Source organism: Rhizobium sp. 01T444, assembly GCF_056398305.1.
The window spans coordinates 109,409-124,846 of record NZ_JBFTPD010000013.1; the positions used below are offsets into that span (position 1 = coordinate 109,409).

The 15,438-nt window shown below is 60.7% G+C and carries 18 protein-coding genes and 1 tRNA gene; 13 read left to right on the plus strand and 6 right to left on the minus strand.

Features of this window, described 5'->3' with window-relative positions; genetic code table 11:
- The first annotated feature begins 3 nt into the window (after positions 1-3).
- Positions 4-486, plus strand: a complete 483-nt coding sequence (locus AC1DTN_RS18670; protein WP_477922013.1) for a GNAT family N-acetyltransferase — start codon at positions 4-6, stop codon at positions 484-486.
- Positions 487-546: 60 nt separating this feature from the next.
- Here AC1DTN_RS18670 and tyrS read toward each other — a convergent pair whose 3' ends face one another.
- Positions 547-1,803, minus strand: a complete 1,257-nt coding sequence (gene tyrS / locus AC1DTN_RS18675; protein ID WP_439015079.1) for a tyrosine--tRNA ligase — start codon at positions 1,801-1,803, stop codon at positions 547-549.
- A 121-nt stretch (positions 1,804-1,924) separates the two neighbouring features.
- On the opposite strand from tyrS, the gene AC1DTN_RS18680 reads away from it, so the two are divergent.
- Together AC1DTN_RS18680 and AC1DTN_RS18685 are read left to right on the plus strand one after the other, a co-directional pair.
- Positions 1,925-3,049, plus strand: coding sequence for an anhydro-N-acetylmuramic acid kinase (locus AC1DTN_RS18680; RefSeq protein ID WP_439015078.1), 1,125 nt, complete (start codon positions 1,925-1,927; stop codon positions 3,047-3,049).
- Positions 3,046-3,573 carry a GNAT family N-acetyltransferase gene (locus tag AC1DTN_RS18685; RefSeq protein ID WP_477922015.1) on the plus strand — a complete coding sequence of 176 codons (528 nt, stop codon included), beginning with the start codon at positions 3,046-3,048 and terminating at the stop codon, positions 3,571-3,573. Before AC1DTN_RS18680 ends, AC1DTN_RS18685 begins: the two co-directional genes overlap by 4 nt.
- Here the strand turns inward: AC1DTN_RS18685 and AC1DTN_RS18690 are convergent.
- Positions 3,566-4,243: an alpha/beta hydrolase gene (locus tag AC1DTN_RS18690; protein WP_113325620.1), complete on the minus strand. Its 678-nt coding sequence runs from the start codon at positions 4,241-4,243 to the stop codon at positions 3,566-3,568. The genes AC1DTN_RS18685 and AC1DTN_RS18690 overlap by 8 nt on opposite strands.
- A 217-nt stretch (positions 4,244-4,460) precedes the next feature.
- Here AC1DTN_RS18690 and AC1DTN_RS18695 point away from each other — a divergent pair, with 217 nt between their 5' ends.
- The 9 genes from AC1DTN_RS18695 to AC1DTN_RS18735 all read left to right on the plus strand — a co-directional run bounded on the left by AC1DTN_RS18695 (position 4,461) and on the right by AC1DTN_RS18735 (position 12,556).
- Positions 4,461-5,627, plus strand: a complete 1,167-nt coding sequence (locus AC1DTN_RS18695) for a cysteine desulfurase family protein (protein WP_477922016.1) — start codon at positions 4,461-4,463, stop codon at positions 5,625-5,627.
- A 141-nt stretch (positions 5,628-5,768) separates the two neighbouring features.
- The gene (gene sufB, locus AC1DTN_RS18700; protein WP_310388190.1) at positions 5,769-7,238 is read left to right on the plus strand and encodes a Fe-S cluster assembly protein SufB; all 1,470 of its coding nucleotides are present in this window, start codon (positions 5,769-5,771) and stop codon (positions 7,236-7,238) included.
- 1 nt (position 7,239) lies between these two features.
- Positions 7,240-7,485: a hypothetical protein gene (locus AC1DTN_RS18705; protein ID WP_439015075.1), complete on the plus strand. Its 246-nt coding sequence runs from the start codon at positions 7,240-7,242 to the stop codon at positions 7,483-7,485.
- 79 nt (positions 7,486-7,564) lie between these two features.
- Positions 7,565-8,320 (plus strand): Fe-S cluster assembly ATPase SufC, encoded by a 756-nt coding sequence (sufC, locus tag AC1DTN_RS18710; RefSeq protein ID WP_477922018.1) that lies wholly within the window; start codon positions 7,565-7,567, stop codon positions 8,318-8,320.
- Between the two features lie 23 nt (positions 8,321-8,343).
- On the plus strand, positions 8,344-9,618 hold the full coding sequence (gene sufD, locus AC1DTN_RS18715; RefSeq protein ID WP_477922019.1) for a Fe-S cluster assembly protein SufD: 1,275 nt from the start codon (positions 8,344-8,346) through the stop codon (positions 9,616-9,618).
- A gap of 12 nt (positions 9,619-9,630) precedes the next feature.
- Complete coding sequence (locus AC1DTN_RS18720) at positions 9,631-10,872, plus strand: cysteine desulfurase (protein WP_477922021.1); 1,242 nt, start codon at positions 9,631-9,633, stop codon at positions 10,870-10,872.
- A gap of 10 nt (positions 10,873-10,882) precedes the next feature.
- Positions 10,883-11,257: an SUF system Fe-S cluster assembly protein gene (locus AC1DTN_RS18725; protein WP_113325606.1), complete on the plus strand. Its 375-nt coding sequence runs from the start codon at positions 10,883-10,885 to the stop codon at positions 11,255-11,257.
- Between the two features lie 76 nt (positions 11,258-11,333).
- Positions 11,334-11,729 carry a Fe-S cluster assembly scaffold SufA gene (sufA, locus tag AC1DTN_RS18730; RefSeq protein ID WP_113325605.1) on the plus strand — a complete coding sequence of 132 codons (396 nt, stop codon included), beginning with the start codon at positions 11,334-11,336 and terminating at the stop codon, positions 11,727-11,729.
- Between the two features lie 206 nt (positions 11,730-11,935).
- The gene (locus AC1DTN_RS18735; RefSeq protein ID WP_477922022.1) at positions 11,936-12,556 is read left to right on the plus strand and encodes a LysE family translocator; all 621 of its coding nucleotides are present in this window, start codon (positions 11,936-11,938) and stop codon (positions 12,554-12,556) included.
- 11 nt (positions 12,557-12,567) lie between these two features.
- Here the strand turns inward: AC1DTN_RS18735 and AC1DTN_RS18740 are convergent, their stop codons facing one another.
- Complete coding sequence (locus AC1DTN_RS18740) at positions 12,568-12,873, minus strand: flagellar basal body protein (protein ID WP_113325603.1); 306 nt, start codon at positions 12,871-12,873, stop codon at positions 12,568-12,570.
- Between the two features lie 124 nt (positions 12,874-12,997).
- Complete coding sequence (locus AC1DTN_RS18745) at positions 12,998-13,582, minus strand: TetR/AcrR family transcriptional regulator (RefSeq protein WP_477922024.1); 585 nt, start codon at positions 13,580-13,582, stop codon at positions 12,998-13,000.
- 134 nt (positions 13,583-13,716) lie between these two features.
- On the opposite strand from AC1DTN_RS18745, the gene AC1DTN_RS18750 reads away from it, so the two are divergent.
- A complete protein-coding gene (locus AC1DTN_RS18750; RefSeq protein ID WP_477922025.1) occupies positions 13,717-14,685 on the plus strand; it encodes an SDR family NAD(P)-dependent oxidoreductase in 969 nt (322 codons plus the stop codon).
- A gap of 52 nt (positions 14,686-14,737) precedes the next feature.
- Here the strand turns inward: AC1DTN_RS18750 and AC1DTN_RS18755 are convergent.
- Both AC1DTN_RS18755 and AC1DTN_RS18760 read right to left on the minus strand, forming a co-directional pair.
- Positions 14,738-14,813: transfer RNA gene (locus AC1DTN_RS18755), tRNA-Thr, on the minus strand.
- Positions 14,814-15,110: 297 nt separating this feature from the next.
- Positions 15,111-15,356, minus strand: coding sequence for a DUF982 domain-containing protein (locus AC1DTN_RS18760; RefSeq protein WP_442205922.1), 246 nt, complete (start codon positions 15,354-15,356; stop codon positions 15,111-15,113).
- Positions 15,357-15,438 lie beyond the last annotated feature (82 nt).

A 15,438-nucleotide genomic window follows, 5' to 3' on the forward strand; every position in this document is an offset into this window, starting at 1 on the left:
TCGGTGCAGAACTCCATCCTGATCCGGCCTTATACGCCCGGGGATAGCGACGCGACGATCGAGATTTTCCTGCGCGCCATCCGTGAAGTCTCGTCGCGCGATTATTCGCCTGCGCAGATCAATGCCTGGGCGCAGGTGGAAGATCCCGCCAAGTGGGCCGAGCGCCGGATAAGTCGCCCGGCCTGGATAGCTGACATTGACGGCAAGCCAGTCGGCTTCTCCGATCTCATCGCCGATGGCTGCCTGGACATGATGTTCGTGCATCCCGAATTTCAGGGGCTCGGCGTGGCGAGCCGGCTGCTGGCGCGCGTCGAGCAGGAGGCGCTGGCATCAGGCATGGAGCGGATCTACACGCATGCGAGCCTGACGGCGCGACCATTCTTCGAGCGCAAGGGGTTCGTTGTGGTCACGCGACAGACCGTCGAAAAGCGCGGGCAGAAGCTCGACAATTTCGTGATGGAGAAGTTTTCCCCGCCATTATCCTGAAACAGGCAAAGAAAAAGCCGGCGGGAAGGCCGGCTTTTCTCTTGGCATCGCTGGCGCGGTTTACGCTGCGCGGCGGATCAGGATGTGCTTCTTCTTGCCGAGCGACAGCTTGATGACGCCATCGGCGGTGATTTCGCCGCTGCCGATCATCTTGCGCTCGTCGCTGACAGCCTGGTCGTTGATGCGCACGGCGCCGCCCTGGACGTGACGGCGGGCTTCGCCGTTCGAGGCGGCAAGACCGGCGCGGACAATCAGCGACAGGAGGCCGATGCCGGCGTCGAGCTCGGAGGCCGGAACCTCGACAGACGGTAGGTTGTCGGAGAGACCGCCTTCCTCAAACGTCTTGCGGGCCGTCTCAGCTGCCTGTTCCGCGGCTTCGCGGCCATGCAAGATCGCGGTGACCTCGGTCGCCAGGATCTTCTTGACCTCGTTGATTTCGGAACCGCCAAGTGCCGAGAGGCGGGCGATCTCGTCCATCGGCAAGGTGGTGTAGAGCTTCAGGAAGCGAGAAACGTCGGCATCCTCGGTGTTGCGCCAGTACTGCCAGAAATCATAGGCCGAGAGCATGTCGGCATTCAGCCAGATGGCGCCCGTGGCCGACTTGCCCATCTTGGCACCCGACGAGGTGGTCAGCAGCGGCGAGGTCAGCGCGTAGAGCTGCTTCGTCCCCATGCGGTGACCGAGGTCGATGCCGTTGACGATGTTGCCCCACTGGTCCGAGCCGCCCATCTGCAGGCGGCAGTCGTAGCGCTTGGCAAGCTCGACGAAGTCATAGGCCTGGAGGATCATGTAGTTGAATTCCAGGAAGGACAGCGACTGTTCACGGTCGAGGCGCGTCTTGACGCTGTCAAAGGACAGCATGCGGTTGACCGAGAAATGCTTGCCGACATCGCGCAGGAACTCGAGATAGTTCAGCGAGCGCAGCCATTCGGCATTGTTGATCATCAGCGCGTCCTTCGGACCGTCGCCATAGTTCAGGTAGTTCGAGAAGACGCGCTTGATGGAGGCAATGTTGCCTTCGATCGTATCGACGGTCATCAGCTGGCGGGCTTCCTCCTTGAAGGAGGGATCGCCGACCATGCCGGTGCCGCCGCCCATCAGCGAGATGGCGCGATGGCCGGTCTTCTGCATCCAGTGCAGCATCATGATCTGGATCAGCGATCCGGCGTGCAGGCTAGGTGCGGTCGGATCAAAGCCGATATAGGCCGTCACGGTTTCCTTGGCGAAGAGATCGTCGAGGCTGCTTTCATCGGAAATTTGATGAATGAAGCCGCGCTCTTGCAGCGTGCGGAGGAAATCGGACTTGAACTCGGACATGGGCTTCGTCTCTTCAACGTCGAACGGGATTTGGGATTGACGCTTGTTGAACCGTCGCGGCGCGTTTAGCACTGTTTTTCCAAAAGTGCATCCGGGAATCGCATGAAAGGCTCGCGGCGCAATGGATATCGTCAGGACTGCGATCGGCTTGATGAGCGGCACCTCGATGGACGGCATCGATGTGGCGCTTCTGCGGACGGACGGGCGAGGCTTCATCGAGCGCGGACCGTTCCTGGGGGTGGCCTATGACGGCGGTTTTCGCGAGAGGCTGAAGCGCGCGCTGGATTTGGCCCGGCCGCTGACCGATCGCACTGCGCGGCCGCACGAACTGCGTGAAATAGAAATCGAACTGACCGAACGTCATGCAGATGCCGTTACGGCATTTCTCGGTAAATTTGGCCTTAGCAGCGGTGATGTCGATGTGCTCGGCTTTCACGGCCAGACCGTGCTGCACCGGCCGGACGACGCGCTGACGATCCAGATCGGCGACGGGCAGCTTCTGGCCGAACGATCAGGCATTCCCGTTGTCTATGATATGCGCGCCAATGACATGGTGCATGGCGGGCAGGGCGCACCGCTGGTGCCGGCCTATCACGCCGCCCTTGCCGGCCGGTTTCAGAAGGAAGGGCAGGCCGTCTGCTTCGTCAATATCGGTGGCATTTCGAACCTCACCTATATCGGCGCAGAAGGGCGCATTGCCGCCTTCGACAGTGGCCCCGGCAATACGCTGATCGACCAGTGGGTGGAGATGCAGACCGGGAAGACCTACGATCCCGGCGGCGAGATCGCCGGGCGCGGACAGGTGGTGCCCGATATTGCCGCCCGTTATCTCGGCAGCCCGTTCTTCAAGGGCAATATCCGGCGCTCGCTCGACCGTGGCGATTTCAATCCGCTGGCAGATGGCGAGGCGAGCCTGGAGGATGGCGCGCGCACGCTTGCGCATGTAGCTGCCGCCTCGATCGTCAAATGCGCCTCCTATCTGCCCGAGAGCCCTTCGGTCTACATCGTCTGCGGCGGCGGACGGCTGAATGGGACAATCATGGCGGAGTTTGCCGATATGGCCGGGAAGACCGGTTCTCGTGTCATCACTGCAGAAGAGGCCGGTTTCGACGGAGATGCGATGGAGGCGGAAGCCTGGGCCTATCTGGCCGTGCGCTCGCTGGAGGGACTGCCGCTCACCTATCCCGGCACGACGGGCGTCAACCAGCCGGTAAGCGGTGGTGTCCTGGCGGAGCCGGCCAGATGAGCGGGGAAGTCATTTTCGAAACGCCGCGCCTTGTCGCTCGGATGTGGGAGGACGGCGATGCCGACCTGATCCACGACCTGCATTCGACAATCGAGACGACACGCTACATGTCTGGCGGAGCGCCCTGGTCACGCGAAAAGTGCGAGGAGCGGCTGCGAACATATCTTGCCGAGCAGGCGCGCGACGGTACGACGAAATACAAGATCGTCAGCCGACAGGACGGCCACTTCATCGGACGTGCCGGGATCTCGATCTACCACACCGGCGAGTATGAGATGGGTTATGCTTTCTACGCCCGAGAATGGGGTAAAGGCTATGCGACGGAAATCGCAGCAAGCCTTGCCGACTGGTTCTTCGCGAGAGATCTTGCGCCGCATTTCATCGCTTTTACGCACCCCGACAATCTCACCTCGCAGCACGTATTAAAAAAGATCGGCATGCGAGAGCGCGGGCCGATCTTTATCGAAGGTATCAAGGGCGTGGAATTCGAGATGACGGCCGCCATGCGGCAGGCCGTTACCTGATGCGCTTGGCTGCCGGTTCCGGCACCAGCTCGCCGTTCAGGCGGCGGTCAAGATAATCCTCGCACTCGGCCATCAGCGTGTCGACCTGGCCGTTGAAGAAGTGGTTGGCGCCAGGCACCGTGCGGTGGGTGATGAGGATGCCCTTCTGCGTCTTGAGCTTCTCGACGAGGCCATTGACGTCCTTTTCGGGGGCTACCTTGTCCGATTCGCCATTGATGATCAGGCCGGAGGACGGGCAGGGCGCCAGGAACGAGAAGTCATAGGTATTCGGCTGCGGGGCAATCGACATGAAACCTTCGATTTCCGGACGGCGCATCAGAAGCTGCATGCCGATCCAGGAGCCGAAGGAGTAGCCGGCGACCCAACAGGTCTTCGAATCGGGATGCAAGCTCTGCACCCAGTCGAGCGCGGAGGCGGCATCCGAAAGCTCACCCGCACCATGGTCGAATTCGCCCTGGCTGCGGCCGATGCCCCGGAAATTGAAGCGCAATGTCGTAAAACCGCGCTTCTGGAACATGTAGAAGAGCTGGTAGACGATCTGGTTGTTCATCGTGCCACCAAACTGCGGATGCGGGTGCAGAATGACGGCGATCGGTGCGCTTTTTTCCTTGGAGGGCTGGTAGCGGCCTTCGAGACGGCCGGCTGGGCCGTTGAAAATAACTTCGGGCATCGGTACTCCGGGTTTTATTTCGCGTTCACGCCACGTTTGGCGACAACATGACTTGACGACAGTTGTCAGCTTTTCTAAAACGCAGTTTAGAACAATTCGAAACTTGCATGGCGATCCACGCAGCGTGGAACGTGTCATAAGGCAAGCCCGGCGGAAATTTCAAGAAAAATGCACCGCCGCGCCCGAAGCAAGCTCGTCAAGCGCAGGACCGAAGACAATGGCGCCGCCACGCCTTTATCTCGATTGGAACGCAACATCGCCGATGCACCCTGCAGCGCGTGACGCGATCATGCGCGCCATAGACGTGTTCGGCAATCCAAATTCCGTGCATGGCGAGGGCCGTGCCGCCCGCGCCGCCATCGAGAGCGCGCGCCGCAAGATTGCGCTGCTGACGGGGTCCGACCCCGCCAATGTGATCTTCACCAGTGGTGCGACCGAAGCGGCCAACATGGTGCTGACACCAGAATTCAGCATGGGCCGCACGCCGCTGAAGCTCGGTCGTCTCTATCATTCCGCCGTCGAGCATTTGGCAGTCCGCGAAGGTGGCCGTTTCCCGAAGGACAGGACGACCGAGATTCCGGTGACGGATGCCGGCGTCGTCGATCTGAAAGCGCTTTCCGACCTGCTCGATGCTCACGACAAGACGACGGGCCTGCCCATGGTGGCGATCATGTTCGTCAACAACGAGACTGGCATCGTCCAGCCGGTTGAAGAGGCGGGCAGGATCGTGCGCGCGCATGGCGGGCTCTTCGTGGTCGATGCGGTGCAGGCGGCCGGCCGTCTGCCGATCGAGATCGGGCAGATCGGCGCGGATTTCATGATCATTTCCTCCCACAAGATCGGCGGCCCGAAGGGCGCCGGCGCACTCGTCACCCGCGGCGAAGCGCTGATGCCGAAGGCGCTGATCCGCGGCGGCGGGCAGGAGAAGGGTCACCGGTCAGGGACACAGAATTCTCTGGCGCTGATCGGTTTCGGGGCTGCGGCGGAAGCCGTGCTGCAGAACCTTGAGGAGCGCAATGCTGCGATTGCCGTGCTGCGCGACCGGCTGGAAGCCGGCATGCGCGCGGCAGCACCCGACGTCATCATTTACGGCGCCGGCGGCCCGCGCGTCGCCAACACCATTTTCTTCACGCTTCCCTGCATGAAGGCGGAGACCGGTCAGATCGCCTTCGATCTTGAAGGCGTGGCACTTTCAGCGGGTTCGGCCTGCTCCTCCGGCAGGGTAGGCGAAAGCCATGTGCTGACGGCGATGGGCCGTGATCCGAAGCTCGGGGCTCTGCGCATGTCGCTCGGCTTTTCGACGACGAAAGAAGACGTGGACAGGGCGATTGCAGCCTTCGCCAAGATTGCCTCCCGGCGAAAGCTGGCGGGCGAGGCGGCCTGAACGCCTCACAAACTTGCGGAAACGCAAATTTCTACTTGCCAACAGGGCTGAAAAGTCCCTTTTGGCCACTTACATCAGGGGTAAGTAATTGCCCCACTGACAAGCTGCCGGACCTTTTATCCGGCGAGATTGGAGAGTGACATGCCTGCTGTCCAGGAAACAGTCGATCGCGTCCGCGAAATCGACGTGGACCAGTATAAATACGGCTTCGAAACCGTCATCGAAATGGACAAGGCACCCAAGGGCCTTTCCGAAGACATCATCCGCCTGATTTCCACCAAGAAGCAGGAGCCGGAATGGATGCTCGAATGGCGCCTTGAAGCCTACAAGCGCTGGCTGACGATGGACGAGCCCACCTGGGCGCGCGTCGACTACCCGAAGATCGATTTCAACGAGATCCACTATTACGCGGCGCCGAAGAGCACGCCGGGTCCGAAGTCGATCGAAGACGTCGATCCTGAAATCCTCAAGGTCTACGAGAAGCTCGGCATTCCACTGAAGGAACAGGAAATCCTGGCCGGCGTGCAGAAGCCGAAGATCGCGGTCGATGCAGTGTTCGATTCCGTGTCGGTCGTAACGACCTTCAAGGAAGAGCTGAAGAAGGCCGGCGTGATCTTCATGTCGATCTCGGAAGCCATCCGCGAGCAGCCGGATCTCGTGCGCAAGTACCTCGGCTCCGTCGTCCCGACGACCGATAACTACTATGCGACGCTGAACTCGGCCGTCTTCACCGACGGTTCCTTCGTCTTCGTGCCGAAGGGCGTGCGTTGCCCAATGGAGCTTTCCACCTACTTCCGCATCAACGAGAAGAACACCGGCCAGTTCGAGCGCACGCTGATCATCGCCGAGGAAGGCGCTTACGTCTCCTACCTCGAAGGCTGCACCGCGCCGCAGCGCGATGAAAACCAGTTGCATGCCGCCGTGGTCGAGCTCATCGCGCTCGACGATGCCGAGATCAAGTATTCCACCGTCCAGAACTGGTATCCGGGCGACAAGAACGGCAAGGGCGGCATCTACAACTTCGTCACCAAGCGTGGCGATTGCCGCGGCGACCGTTCGAAGATCTCCTGGACGCAGGTCGAGACCGGTTCCGCCATCACCTGGAAGTATCCGTCCTGCATCCTGCGCGGCGATGACTCCAGAGGCGAGTTCTACTCGATCGCCGTGTCCAACGGCCATCAGCAGATCGACAGCGGTACCAAGATGATCCATCTCGGCAAGAACACGTCGAGCCGCATCGTCTCCAAGGGCATCGCCGCCGGCGTTTCGCAGAACACCTATCGCGGCCAGGTCTCCGCCCACCGCAAGGCCTCGAACGCACGCAACTTCACGCAATGCGACTCGCTGCTGATCGGCGACAAGTGCGGTGCCCATACGGTGCCCTATATCGAGGCGAAAAATTCGACGGCGCAGTTCGAGCACGAGGCGACCACCTCGAAGATCTCCGAAGACCAGCTGTTCTACTGCCTGCAGCGCGGCATTCCGACCGAGGCTGCGATCGCGCTGATCGTCAACGGCTTCGTCAAGGAAGTTCTGCAGGAACTGCCGATGGAATTCGCCGTCGAGGCGCAGAAGCTGATCAGCATCTCGCTCGAAGGCAGCGTCGGCTGACATGAGCGAGGCGGACAAGAAGCGAATTCTTGAACGCCTGACGAATATGCGCGGAGAGATCCTGTCGAAGATAGGCCCCCGCGAGCAAAGATACGAGACAGCAGTGCCGCCGGAGCAGCCTTATATGTTTCTCCGGCAGCGCATGGAAAAATCGGCAAAGATGTTTCCGGATATCCCGGAATTTCTCGAAGGGCCTTGGCTCATAACGGTCGCGTTTCTCCGTGTCATTCGTTTCTTTTGGCGGTAGCGCCGAGCACAATATGCAGATGTCTTAGAAATTGCGCGAGGCTCCGATGAGCTACGCAGACCAAACGCAGGAACCAAAGATGCTTGAAATCAAGAACCTTCATGCCCGCATCGCCGAAGATGGCACCGAGATCATCCGTGGCCTGAACCTCACGGTGAAGGCCGGCGAAGTTGCCGCCATCATGGGCCCGAACGGCTCCGGCAAGTCGACGCTCTCCTATGTGCTGTCCGGCCGCAGCGATTACGAAGTCACCGAGGGCGACATTCTCTATAATGGCGAGAGCATCCTCGAGCTCGATCCGTCCGAGCGCGCCTCCAAGGGCATCTTCCTGGCCTTCCAGTATCCTGTCGAAATTCCTGGTGTCGCCACCATGCAGTTCCTGAAGGTGGCGATGAACGAGCAGCGCAAGGCACGCGGCGAAGACGAGCTGACGACGCCGGACTTCATGCGCCGGGTCAAGGACGCTGCGGCCAAGCTGCAGATCAACACCGAGATGCTGAAGCGCCCGCTGAACGTCGGCTTCTCCGGCGGCGAAAAGAAGCGCGCCGAAATCCTGCAGATGGCGCTGCTTGAGCCGAAGCTTTGCGTGCTCGACGAAACCGACTCCGGCCTCGACATCGACGCCCTGAAGGTCGTGGCCGATGGGGTCAACGCGCTGCGTTCGCCAAATCGCGCCGTTATCGTCATTACCCACTACCAGCGCCTGCTCGACTATATCGTGCCGGATACCGTGCACGTTCTCTACAAGGGCCAGGTCATCAAGTCCGGCGACAAGACGCTGGCCCATGAGCTGGAAGCCAACGGTTACGCCGACATCATCGGCGCCGCAGCCTGAGCGTGGCGGAAAGGACGACGTCCATGAACATGCAAACGACGAGCCGCCTGACCGCGGCCGAAGCGGCGCTGATCGAAGCGTTCAACCAGCAGATCGGCGAACTGCCGGGCAATGGCGCGGTCACTGCGCTGCGCGACCGGCTGCTCGACGACCTGAAGAGGGAAGGCCTGCCGACGCGCCGCGTCGAGGCCTGGCACTATACGGACCTGAAGAACCTGCTGCGCAACATTCCGGCCCAGGCGGGTGACGCCGGCTCAGAAGCGCTGGAGCCGCTGGTCGATGGTTCGCCGGTTCTTGCCGTGATCCAGGGCAAGCCTGATCACAAGGCTTCTGCCGGCGATCTCTCGGTTTCGGTCTATTCCGAAAAGCTGACCGACGGTTCGGCCGCCGCCAATCTCGACGCGCTCAGCCGCGACGATGCGGTCGGCCGCATCAACGGCAGCTTCGTTAAGGATGGCTATGTGATCGACGTGCCCGATGGCACCGAGTTCGAAGAGCCGCTGGAAATCCAGTTCGTGCATGCCGGCGGCGACATTCATACCCGCCTACCGGTTGCCTTCGGCGCCAATGTGAAGGGTGTCGTCATCGAGCGTCACCAGTCGGTGACCGACAATGCCGCACTCGTGTCGCATGTCAGTGACATAACGGTCGGGCAGGGCACGGAGCTCACCTGGATCATCCTGCAGCAGCAGGGGACTGAGGATACGCATCTCGGCCAGATCCGCGTCGATCTCGGCGCTGACGCCAAGTTGAAGCTCTTCGTCATCAATGCCGGCGGCAAGCTGGTGCGCCAGGAGCTGAATATCAAGGTGACGGGCGAGGGCGCCGATCTGACGCTGCGCGGCATCAATCTGCTCGGCGCCGAGACGCACACGGACGTAACGATGGTGCTTGGCCACGACGTGCCGCACACCGGCTCGACGGAAGTGATCCGCAACGTCGTCTTCGATCGCGCCAAGGGCGTCTTCCAGGGCATGATCCGGGTCGCGCCCGATGCCCAGAAGACCGACGCCAAGATGGCCTGCAACACGCTGCTGATGTCCGACGATGCCGAATTCTCAGTCAAGCCCGAGCTCGAAATCTTCGCCGACGACGTGCAGTGCGGCCATGGTGCGACGGTTGCCGATATCGACCACAACCATCTCTACTACCTGATGGCCCGCGGCATTCCGGAGAACAAGGCGCGCGCGATGCTCGTCAACGCCTTCGTTGCCGAGATCGTCGAGGAATTGGAAGACGAAGCCCTGGTCGAGGCGCTGGAAGGCGTCATTTCGGCCTGGCTGGAAAAGCACGCCTGATCGGATATCGCCATGGACAAGATCGTACCGGCAACCGCCTATGATGTCGAAGCCATCCGCAGGGATTTCCCGATCCTTGCGGAGAAGGTGCATGGCAAGCCGCTGGTCTATCTGGACAACGGCGCCTCCGCACAGAAGCCGCAGGCGGTGATCGATGCGATCTCGCATGCCTACAGCCACGAATACGCCAATGTGCATCGCGGCCTTCACTACCTGTCGAATGCCGCAACTGAAGCCTATGAAGCGGCGCGCGAAAAGGTTCGCCGCTTCCTGAACGCGCCTTCGGTTGATGACATCGTCTTCACCAAGAACTCGACCGAGGCGATCAACACCGTCGCCTACGGTTGGGGCATGCCCAAGATCGGCGAGGGCGATGAGATCGTGCTGACGATCATGGAGCACCACTCCAACATTGTGCCCTGGCATTTCATCCGCGAACGGCAGGGCGCCAAGCTCGTCTGGGTTCCCGTCGATGACGAAGGCGCCTTCCATATCGAGGATTTCGAGAAGAGCTTGACCGACAAGACCAAGCTCGTCGCAATCACCCATATGTCGAATGCGCTCGGCACCATCGTTCCGGTCAAGGAAGTCTGCCGCATCGCTCATGAGCGCGGCATTCCCGTTCTGATCGACGGTTCGCAGGGTGCGGTGCATCTGCCTGTCGACGTGCAGGAAATCGATTGCGACTGGTACGTCATGACCGGCCACAAGCTCTACGGACCGTCGGGCATCGGCGTGCTCTACGGCAAGAAGGACCGGCTGAAGGAGATGCGGCCCTTCCAGGGCGGTGGCGAGATGATCTTCGAGGTGAGCGAGGATATCGTCACCTATAATGATCCGCCGCACCGTTTCGAGGCTGGCACGCCGCCGATCGTGCAGGCGATCGGGCTTGGTTATGCGCTCGACTATATGGACAAGATCGGCCGCGAGAATATCGCGGCCCACGAGGCGGATCTGACTGCCTATGCCGAGGAGCGGCTCAAGGCGGTCAATTCGCTGCGCGTCTTCGGCAATGCGCCCGGCAAGGGCGCCATCTTCTCCTTCGAGTTGGCGGGCATTCATGCCCATGACGTCTCGATGGTGATCGACCGCCAGGGTGTTGCCGTTCGCGCTGGCACGCATTGCGCCATGCCGCTCTTGAAACGCTTCGGCGTGACCTCCACATGCCGTGCATCCTTCGGCATGTATAATACCCGCGCCGAGGTGGATGCGCTCGCAGATGCGCTCGACTATGCGCGCAAGTTCTTTGCTTGAGGAAGAAGCCATGAGCCTGAATGAAGAGAAGATCGACGTACGCGAAGGCATCGTGCATTCCAGCATTCCCGAAGCGGAGCTGGCGCGTCTCAGCGACGACGTGATCGGCGCTCTCAAGACCGTCTATGACCCGGAAATTCCAGCAGACATCTTCGAGCTCGGCCTCATCTACAAGATCGACATCGAAGACGACCGCATGGTGAAGATCATGATGACGCTGACGGCCCCCGGCTGCCCGGTTGCCGGCGAAATGCCGGGATGGGTGGAAAATGCCGTCGGCGCTGTTGAAGGCGTTTCGGGCGTCGAGGTCGCCATGACCTTCGATCCGCCGTGGACGCCGGAGCGCATGTCCGAAGAGGCGCAGGTCGCTGTCGGCTGGTATTGATCGATTAAGGTGATCGCCTTACATTGAATCATGAAGCACCGGATCTTGACCCCGGTTGTGGAAGGAGATTGAGCCCATGGGCTTTGCAGTAATGAGCATGACGGAAGCTGCCGCAGAACGCGTGAAGGCGATCGTTGGCAACGGTGGACCGGATGCCAAGGGCATTCGTGTCGGTATCAAGAAAGGCGGCTGCGCCGGGATGGAATATACCATCAACCTGGTGATGGAGGCCAATGCCAAGGACGACCTGATCGAGCGTGACGGTGCCAAGGTTTGGATCGAGCCGTCAGCCGTTCTCTACCTGCTCGGCACCGAACTCGGCTTCGAAACGACGACGCTACGTTCCGGCTTCATCTTCACCAATCCGAACCAGACATCGGCCTGCGGCTGCGGTGAGTCCGTCGAGCTGAAGCCCGCCGACCTGGCAGCGCTTGCCGCACGCGGCGATGCCGTGGTTCCGGCTCAGCATTAAAGCGTGTCGCGATCTTTCAGATCGCTTGACGCGCTTTAAGTCTTTGTTTTGCGCATATCGTTATCGCGAAACCGCTGCACACTTTTGCGCGACATGCTAAGCAATTTTTCATTGAAATTGCCTGAAGGCCGCCATAATTGGCGGCCTTTTGATTTTTATGAGCCTGTCCGAGACCGACAAGCGACCAAGAAGAAACGAAGCGGACAATGCTCTTTCTGTTCCTGAAGGGCGCCCTGCTGGGCGTCATCATCACCGCGCCGCTCGGGCCGATCGGAACGCTCTGCATCAACAGAAGCCTCGAGAAGGGGTTCTGGTACGGTTTTTCCGGCGGGCTGGGGACGGCGCTGGGTGACGCGAGCTACGCGCTGGTCGCGGTGACCGGGATTGCTGTTTTCTCCGAGGCCATGTCGACAGCCACTATTCCGCTGGCACTCGGCGGCGGGCTGATGCTGCTCTGGCTCGGCTGGCGGGGACTGAAGAACAAAGGAAAGATAAAGGCTGCGAAGATCGATGCGGCCGACTTCCTGCACACGACCATCTCGACCTTCCTGCTGACCATCTCCAATCCGGCGACGATCCTCTCCTTCGGAGCGCTGTTTGCCGGCCTCGGCCTGACCGAAGAGACGCGCCGCTTCAGCTCGGCGATGATCGTCTCGGGCGTCTTCCTGGGGTCGCTCCTCTGGTGGTTTTGCCTCAGTGGCGCGGTCAGCCTTGYAAGAGACCGGCTCTCGGCCGATTTCACGGCGAAAGTCGGCCGAGCGACGAGCTATATGCTGATCGCCTTCGGCGCGGTGGCGCTCGGTTCGGTGGCTTATTCGATCGTATAGCGAAGGGCGCTTTAATCGCGCTTGATGCTCATCAGCACATCCCAGAGATCGGCCCCGGTCTCAAAGACTGATGCGTTTGCCTTGTAGCTCTGTTCGGTCTCGACGAGGTCGGTCAGCTCGGTCGCGAAATCCACGCCCTGATCCGTCTCGGTGACGCTTGCCTGCACGCCTGAAGGTTCGACGGACTGGAAGCTGGTGTTCAGCCGGCCATAACCCGGCGTACTCGCATTGGCGACATTGTTGGCGATCGCACTTGCGCGCGTCGACTGCGCCAGCATTCCCGAGAGAGCCGTATGCGTAATTGCAGAAATGCTCATCGACCGTTTCCCTATTTCCGGACATCCAGCGTTTTACCGACAAGGATTTAGGGAATGCTGAACGGCTTCGGTTAGCGAAAGGCGAGGGGATCTGGGGCGGCTGTGCCGGAATGGCACGACAGCCTCAGCGACCGGCTCTCATACCCGCAATCAGGATATCGATGAGTTGCCTTGCTGCAGTCCGCCAGGCCGGGCCGCAGCTGATGCTCGCGCCGCCCGCCAGCGCGCGCAAAATGTCGAGAGGGTCCATCGCCAGACGGATTTCTCCGGTGGCGACTGCGCGCTCCACCAGCAGATTGACGGCACCGATAATCAAATCGGCAGAATCCGCATAGAGCTCGGAGGTGCCGCCAACAAGCGAATCCAGCACTTCCGACATGCCATGTTTCGTCACCACATAGTCGACGAACTGGACCAGCCACAGGCGGAGCGCTTCGACAGGCGGATGCGTTTCGGCGAGGCTTTTGGCGGCAGCGGCAAGCTGCGCCGTCTCATTGCGGTAGATGGCGGAAACCAGTGCATCGCGCGTCGGGAAATGACGATAGAGCGTACCGATGCCGACGCCGGCAATGCGGGCGATTTCCTCCAGGCTGGCGCTGGAACCCTTTTCGGCAAATACGGTCTTTGCCGTTTCCATCAACAGAAGGCGGTTGCGTTCGGCATCCGCACGCGGCTTTCGGACGGTGGACCCGTCACTTTTTTCGGCCATTTACGAGAAGTCCCCTTGATAAACGGAGGTACCCTCCGTATTTATCTGGAGGCATCCTCCTTTTATTCCATTTGAGGCCGGTGGGCAATGGTTCACCAGTCCGGAGCGGTGCGTCCATGATCAAGGAGATAATCATGAGTGGACTTTTTGGCGCGACATCGACCACCGACGAAGTGCTCGCCGGCGTCGATCTCAGGGGCAAGCGCGTGCTGGTGACGGGTGTTTCGGCTGGCCTCGGCGTGGAAACCGCACGCGTGCTGGCAGCCCACGGGGCGCAGGTGGTGGGCACGGCACGTGACATTGAAAAGGCGAGGGCGGCAACGGAAGTCGTGCGCGCGGATGCTGCCAATGGCGGCAGCCTCGATATCGTCGAGCTCGATCTTGCCTCTCTGGCAAGCGTGCGCGCCTGCGCCGACGCGCTCATTGCGGATGGCCGCCCCTTCGATGTCGTCATTGCCAATGCCGGCGTGATGGCCGCTCCCTTCGGCCACACCGCCGATGGTTTCGAAACGCAGTTCGGCACCAACCATCTCGGTCATTTCGTGCTGGTCAACCGCATCGCGTCACTCGTCAAATCGGGCGGCCGCGTGGTGATCGTCGCATCCTCGGGCCATCGCATGGCACCTTTCAGCCTCGACGACCTCAATTTCGAGAGCAAGACCTATGAGCCCTGGGCAGCCTATGCCCAGTCGAAGACCGCAAATATCCTGTTCGCGGTGGAGCTCGACCGGCGTCTTGGCGAGCGCGGCATCCGTGCAACGGCACTGCATCCCGGCGGCATCCAGACCGAGCTCGGCCGTCATCTCGACCCCGGCATGATCGAAGGCATAATGGCGCAGATCAATGCGGCACTCGCCGCCGAGGGCAAACCGCCCTTCCAGTGGAAGACGATTCCCCAAGGTGCGGCTACCTCCGTCTGGGCAGGTTTCGTCGCCCCGGCAGATGCGGTCGGCGGCAGATATTGCGAGAATTGCCACGTCTCCGAAGTGACGGATGCCGAGATCAGCCCGATTTCCGAGGGGGTGCGTTCCTACGCGCTAAATCCCGAGACGGCCAAGGCATTGTGGGCCAGGAGCGAAGAGCTGGTTGGCGAGCGCTTCTAAGCAGCAAATCGTCCCGCTTCGACGCAGATAGAAAGCAGGGGGACTGGGAAACTGGTGCCCCTGCCGAGGAATTGAACCTGGATCGGCTGCAAACCAGACAGCTGCTCTTACGTTGAGCTACGAGGGGCGTAGTGTCTTTGTGCCAGAAATTACGTTCGCAGGCGTACGGAGTTTCGATCGACGGTTCGAGAGTAAGGTTAACCCGGCGCGTAAGGCGATACAGGAGAAGGGTGCCCGGTACAGGGGCAGGCGACCCTTCTCCCTGCTGGTTTTACAGCGTCCAGCAACGATAGTTACGCAGAGAACCGAAAATGGTTCACAAGTGCGGATGAAAGTCCCGAAAAAGTCTGGCGGCTGTCCTTCATCGTCAGGAATGCATAGCTGCGCATCATCCGTCTCCGCAGCTCCTTGCCAATAGCCGCCGTTCAGGCCTTGATATCGAGGCCCGCTTCGACTGCGGCGGCGATGAATGCTTTGCGTGCATCCTCGCCGGTGCGCTTGCCCTTGATGACGTCGGCGCAGATCAGCAGCGCCTGGTCGAGTGCGGCGCCATCTTCCGTCGGCCAGTCCTCGATCATCGCCCAGGAGGCAGCCTGGGTATTATCGATGGTCACGTATTGGTCGGGCTCTTCGAGGGCGAGGAGTACAGGCTTCGACCATGGCGCCTGCATTCTGGCTTCGCTTTGATCCTGGGGCATTTGTTGTGGCCTTTCTTCGCGCATTCTCTATCAGAATTAGGAAAGCCCCTCCCAT

Coding starts and splice junctions, on each gene's coding strand:
- AC1DTN_RS18745 (WP_477922024.1), bottom strand. CDS start 13,582: ATGGCCGAAAAAAGTGACGGGTCCACCGTCCGAAAGCCGCGTGCGGAT.
- sufA (WP_113325605.1), top strand. CDS start 11,334: ATGGGCTTTGCAGTAATGAGCATGACGGAAGCTGCCGCAGAACGCGTG.
- sufC (WP_477922018.1), top strand. CDS start 7,565: ATGCTTGAAATCAAGAACCTTCATGCCCGCATCGCCGAAGATGGCACC.
- sufB (WP_310388190.1), top strand. CDS start 5,769: ATGCCTGCTGTCCAGGAAACAGTCGATCGCGTCCGCGAAATCGACGTG.
- tyrS (WP_439015079.1), bottom strand. CDS start 1,803: ATGTCCGAGTTCAAGTCCGATTTCCTCCGCACGCTGCAAGAGCGCGGC.
- AC1DTN_RS18720 (WP_477922021.1), top strand. CDS start 9,631: ATGGACAAGATCGTACCGGCAACCGCCTATGATGTCGAAGCCATCCGC.
- AC1DTN_RS18750 (WP_477922025.1), top strand. CDS start 13,717: ATGAGTGGACTTTTTGGCGCGACATCGACCACCGACGAAGTGCTCGCC.
- AC1DTN_RS18685 (WP_477922015.1), top strand. CDS start 3,046: ATGAGCGGGGAAGTCATTTTCGAAACGCCGCGCCTTGTCGCTCGGATG.
- AC1DTN_RS18680 (WP_439015078.1), top strand. CDS start 1,925: ATGGATATCGTCAGGACTGCGATCGGCTTGATGAGCGGCACCTCGATG.
- AC1DTN_RS18705 (WP_439015075.1), top strand. CDS start 7,240: ATGAGCGAGGCGGACAAGAAGCGAATTCTTGAACGCCTGACGAATATG.
- AC1DTN_RS18695 (WP_477922016.1), top strand. CDS start 4,461: ATGGCGCCGCCACGCCTTTATCTCGATTGGAACGCAACATCGCCGATG.
- AC1DTN_RS18690 (WP_113325620.1), bottom strand. CDS start 4,243: ATGCCCGAAGTTATTTTCAACGGCCCAGCCGGCCGTCTCGAAGGCCGC.
- AC1DTN_RS18740 (WP_113325603.1), bottom strand. CDS start 12,873: ATGAGCATTTCTGCAATTACGCATACGGCTCTCTCGGGAATGCTGGCG.
- AC1DTN_RS18725 (WP_113325606.1), top strand. CDS start 10,883: ATGAGCCTGAATGAAGAGAAGATCGACGTACGCGAAGGCATCGTGCAT.
- AC1DTN_RS18760 (WP_442205922.1), bottom strand. CDS start 15,356: ATGCAGGCGCCATGGTCGAAGCCTGTACTCCTCGCCCTCGAAGAGCCC.
- sufD (WP_477922019.1), top strand. CDS start 8,344: ATGAACATGCAAACGACGAGCCGCCTGACCGCGGCCGAAGCGGCGCTG.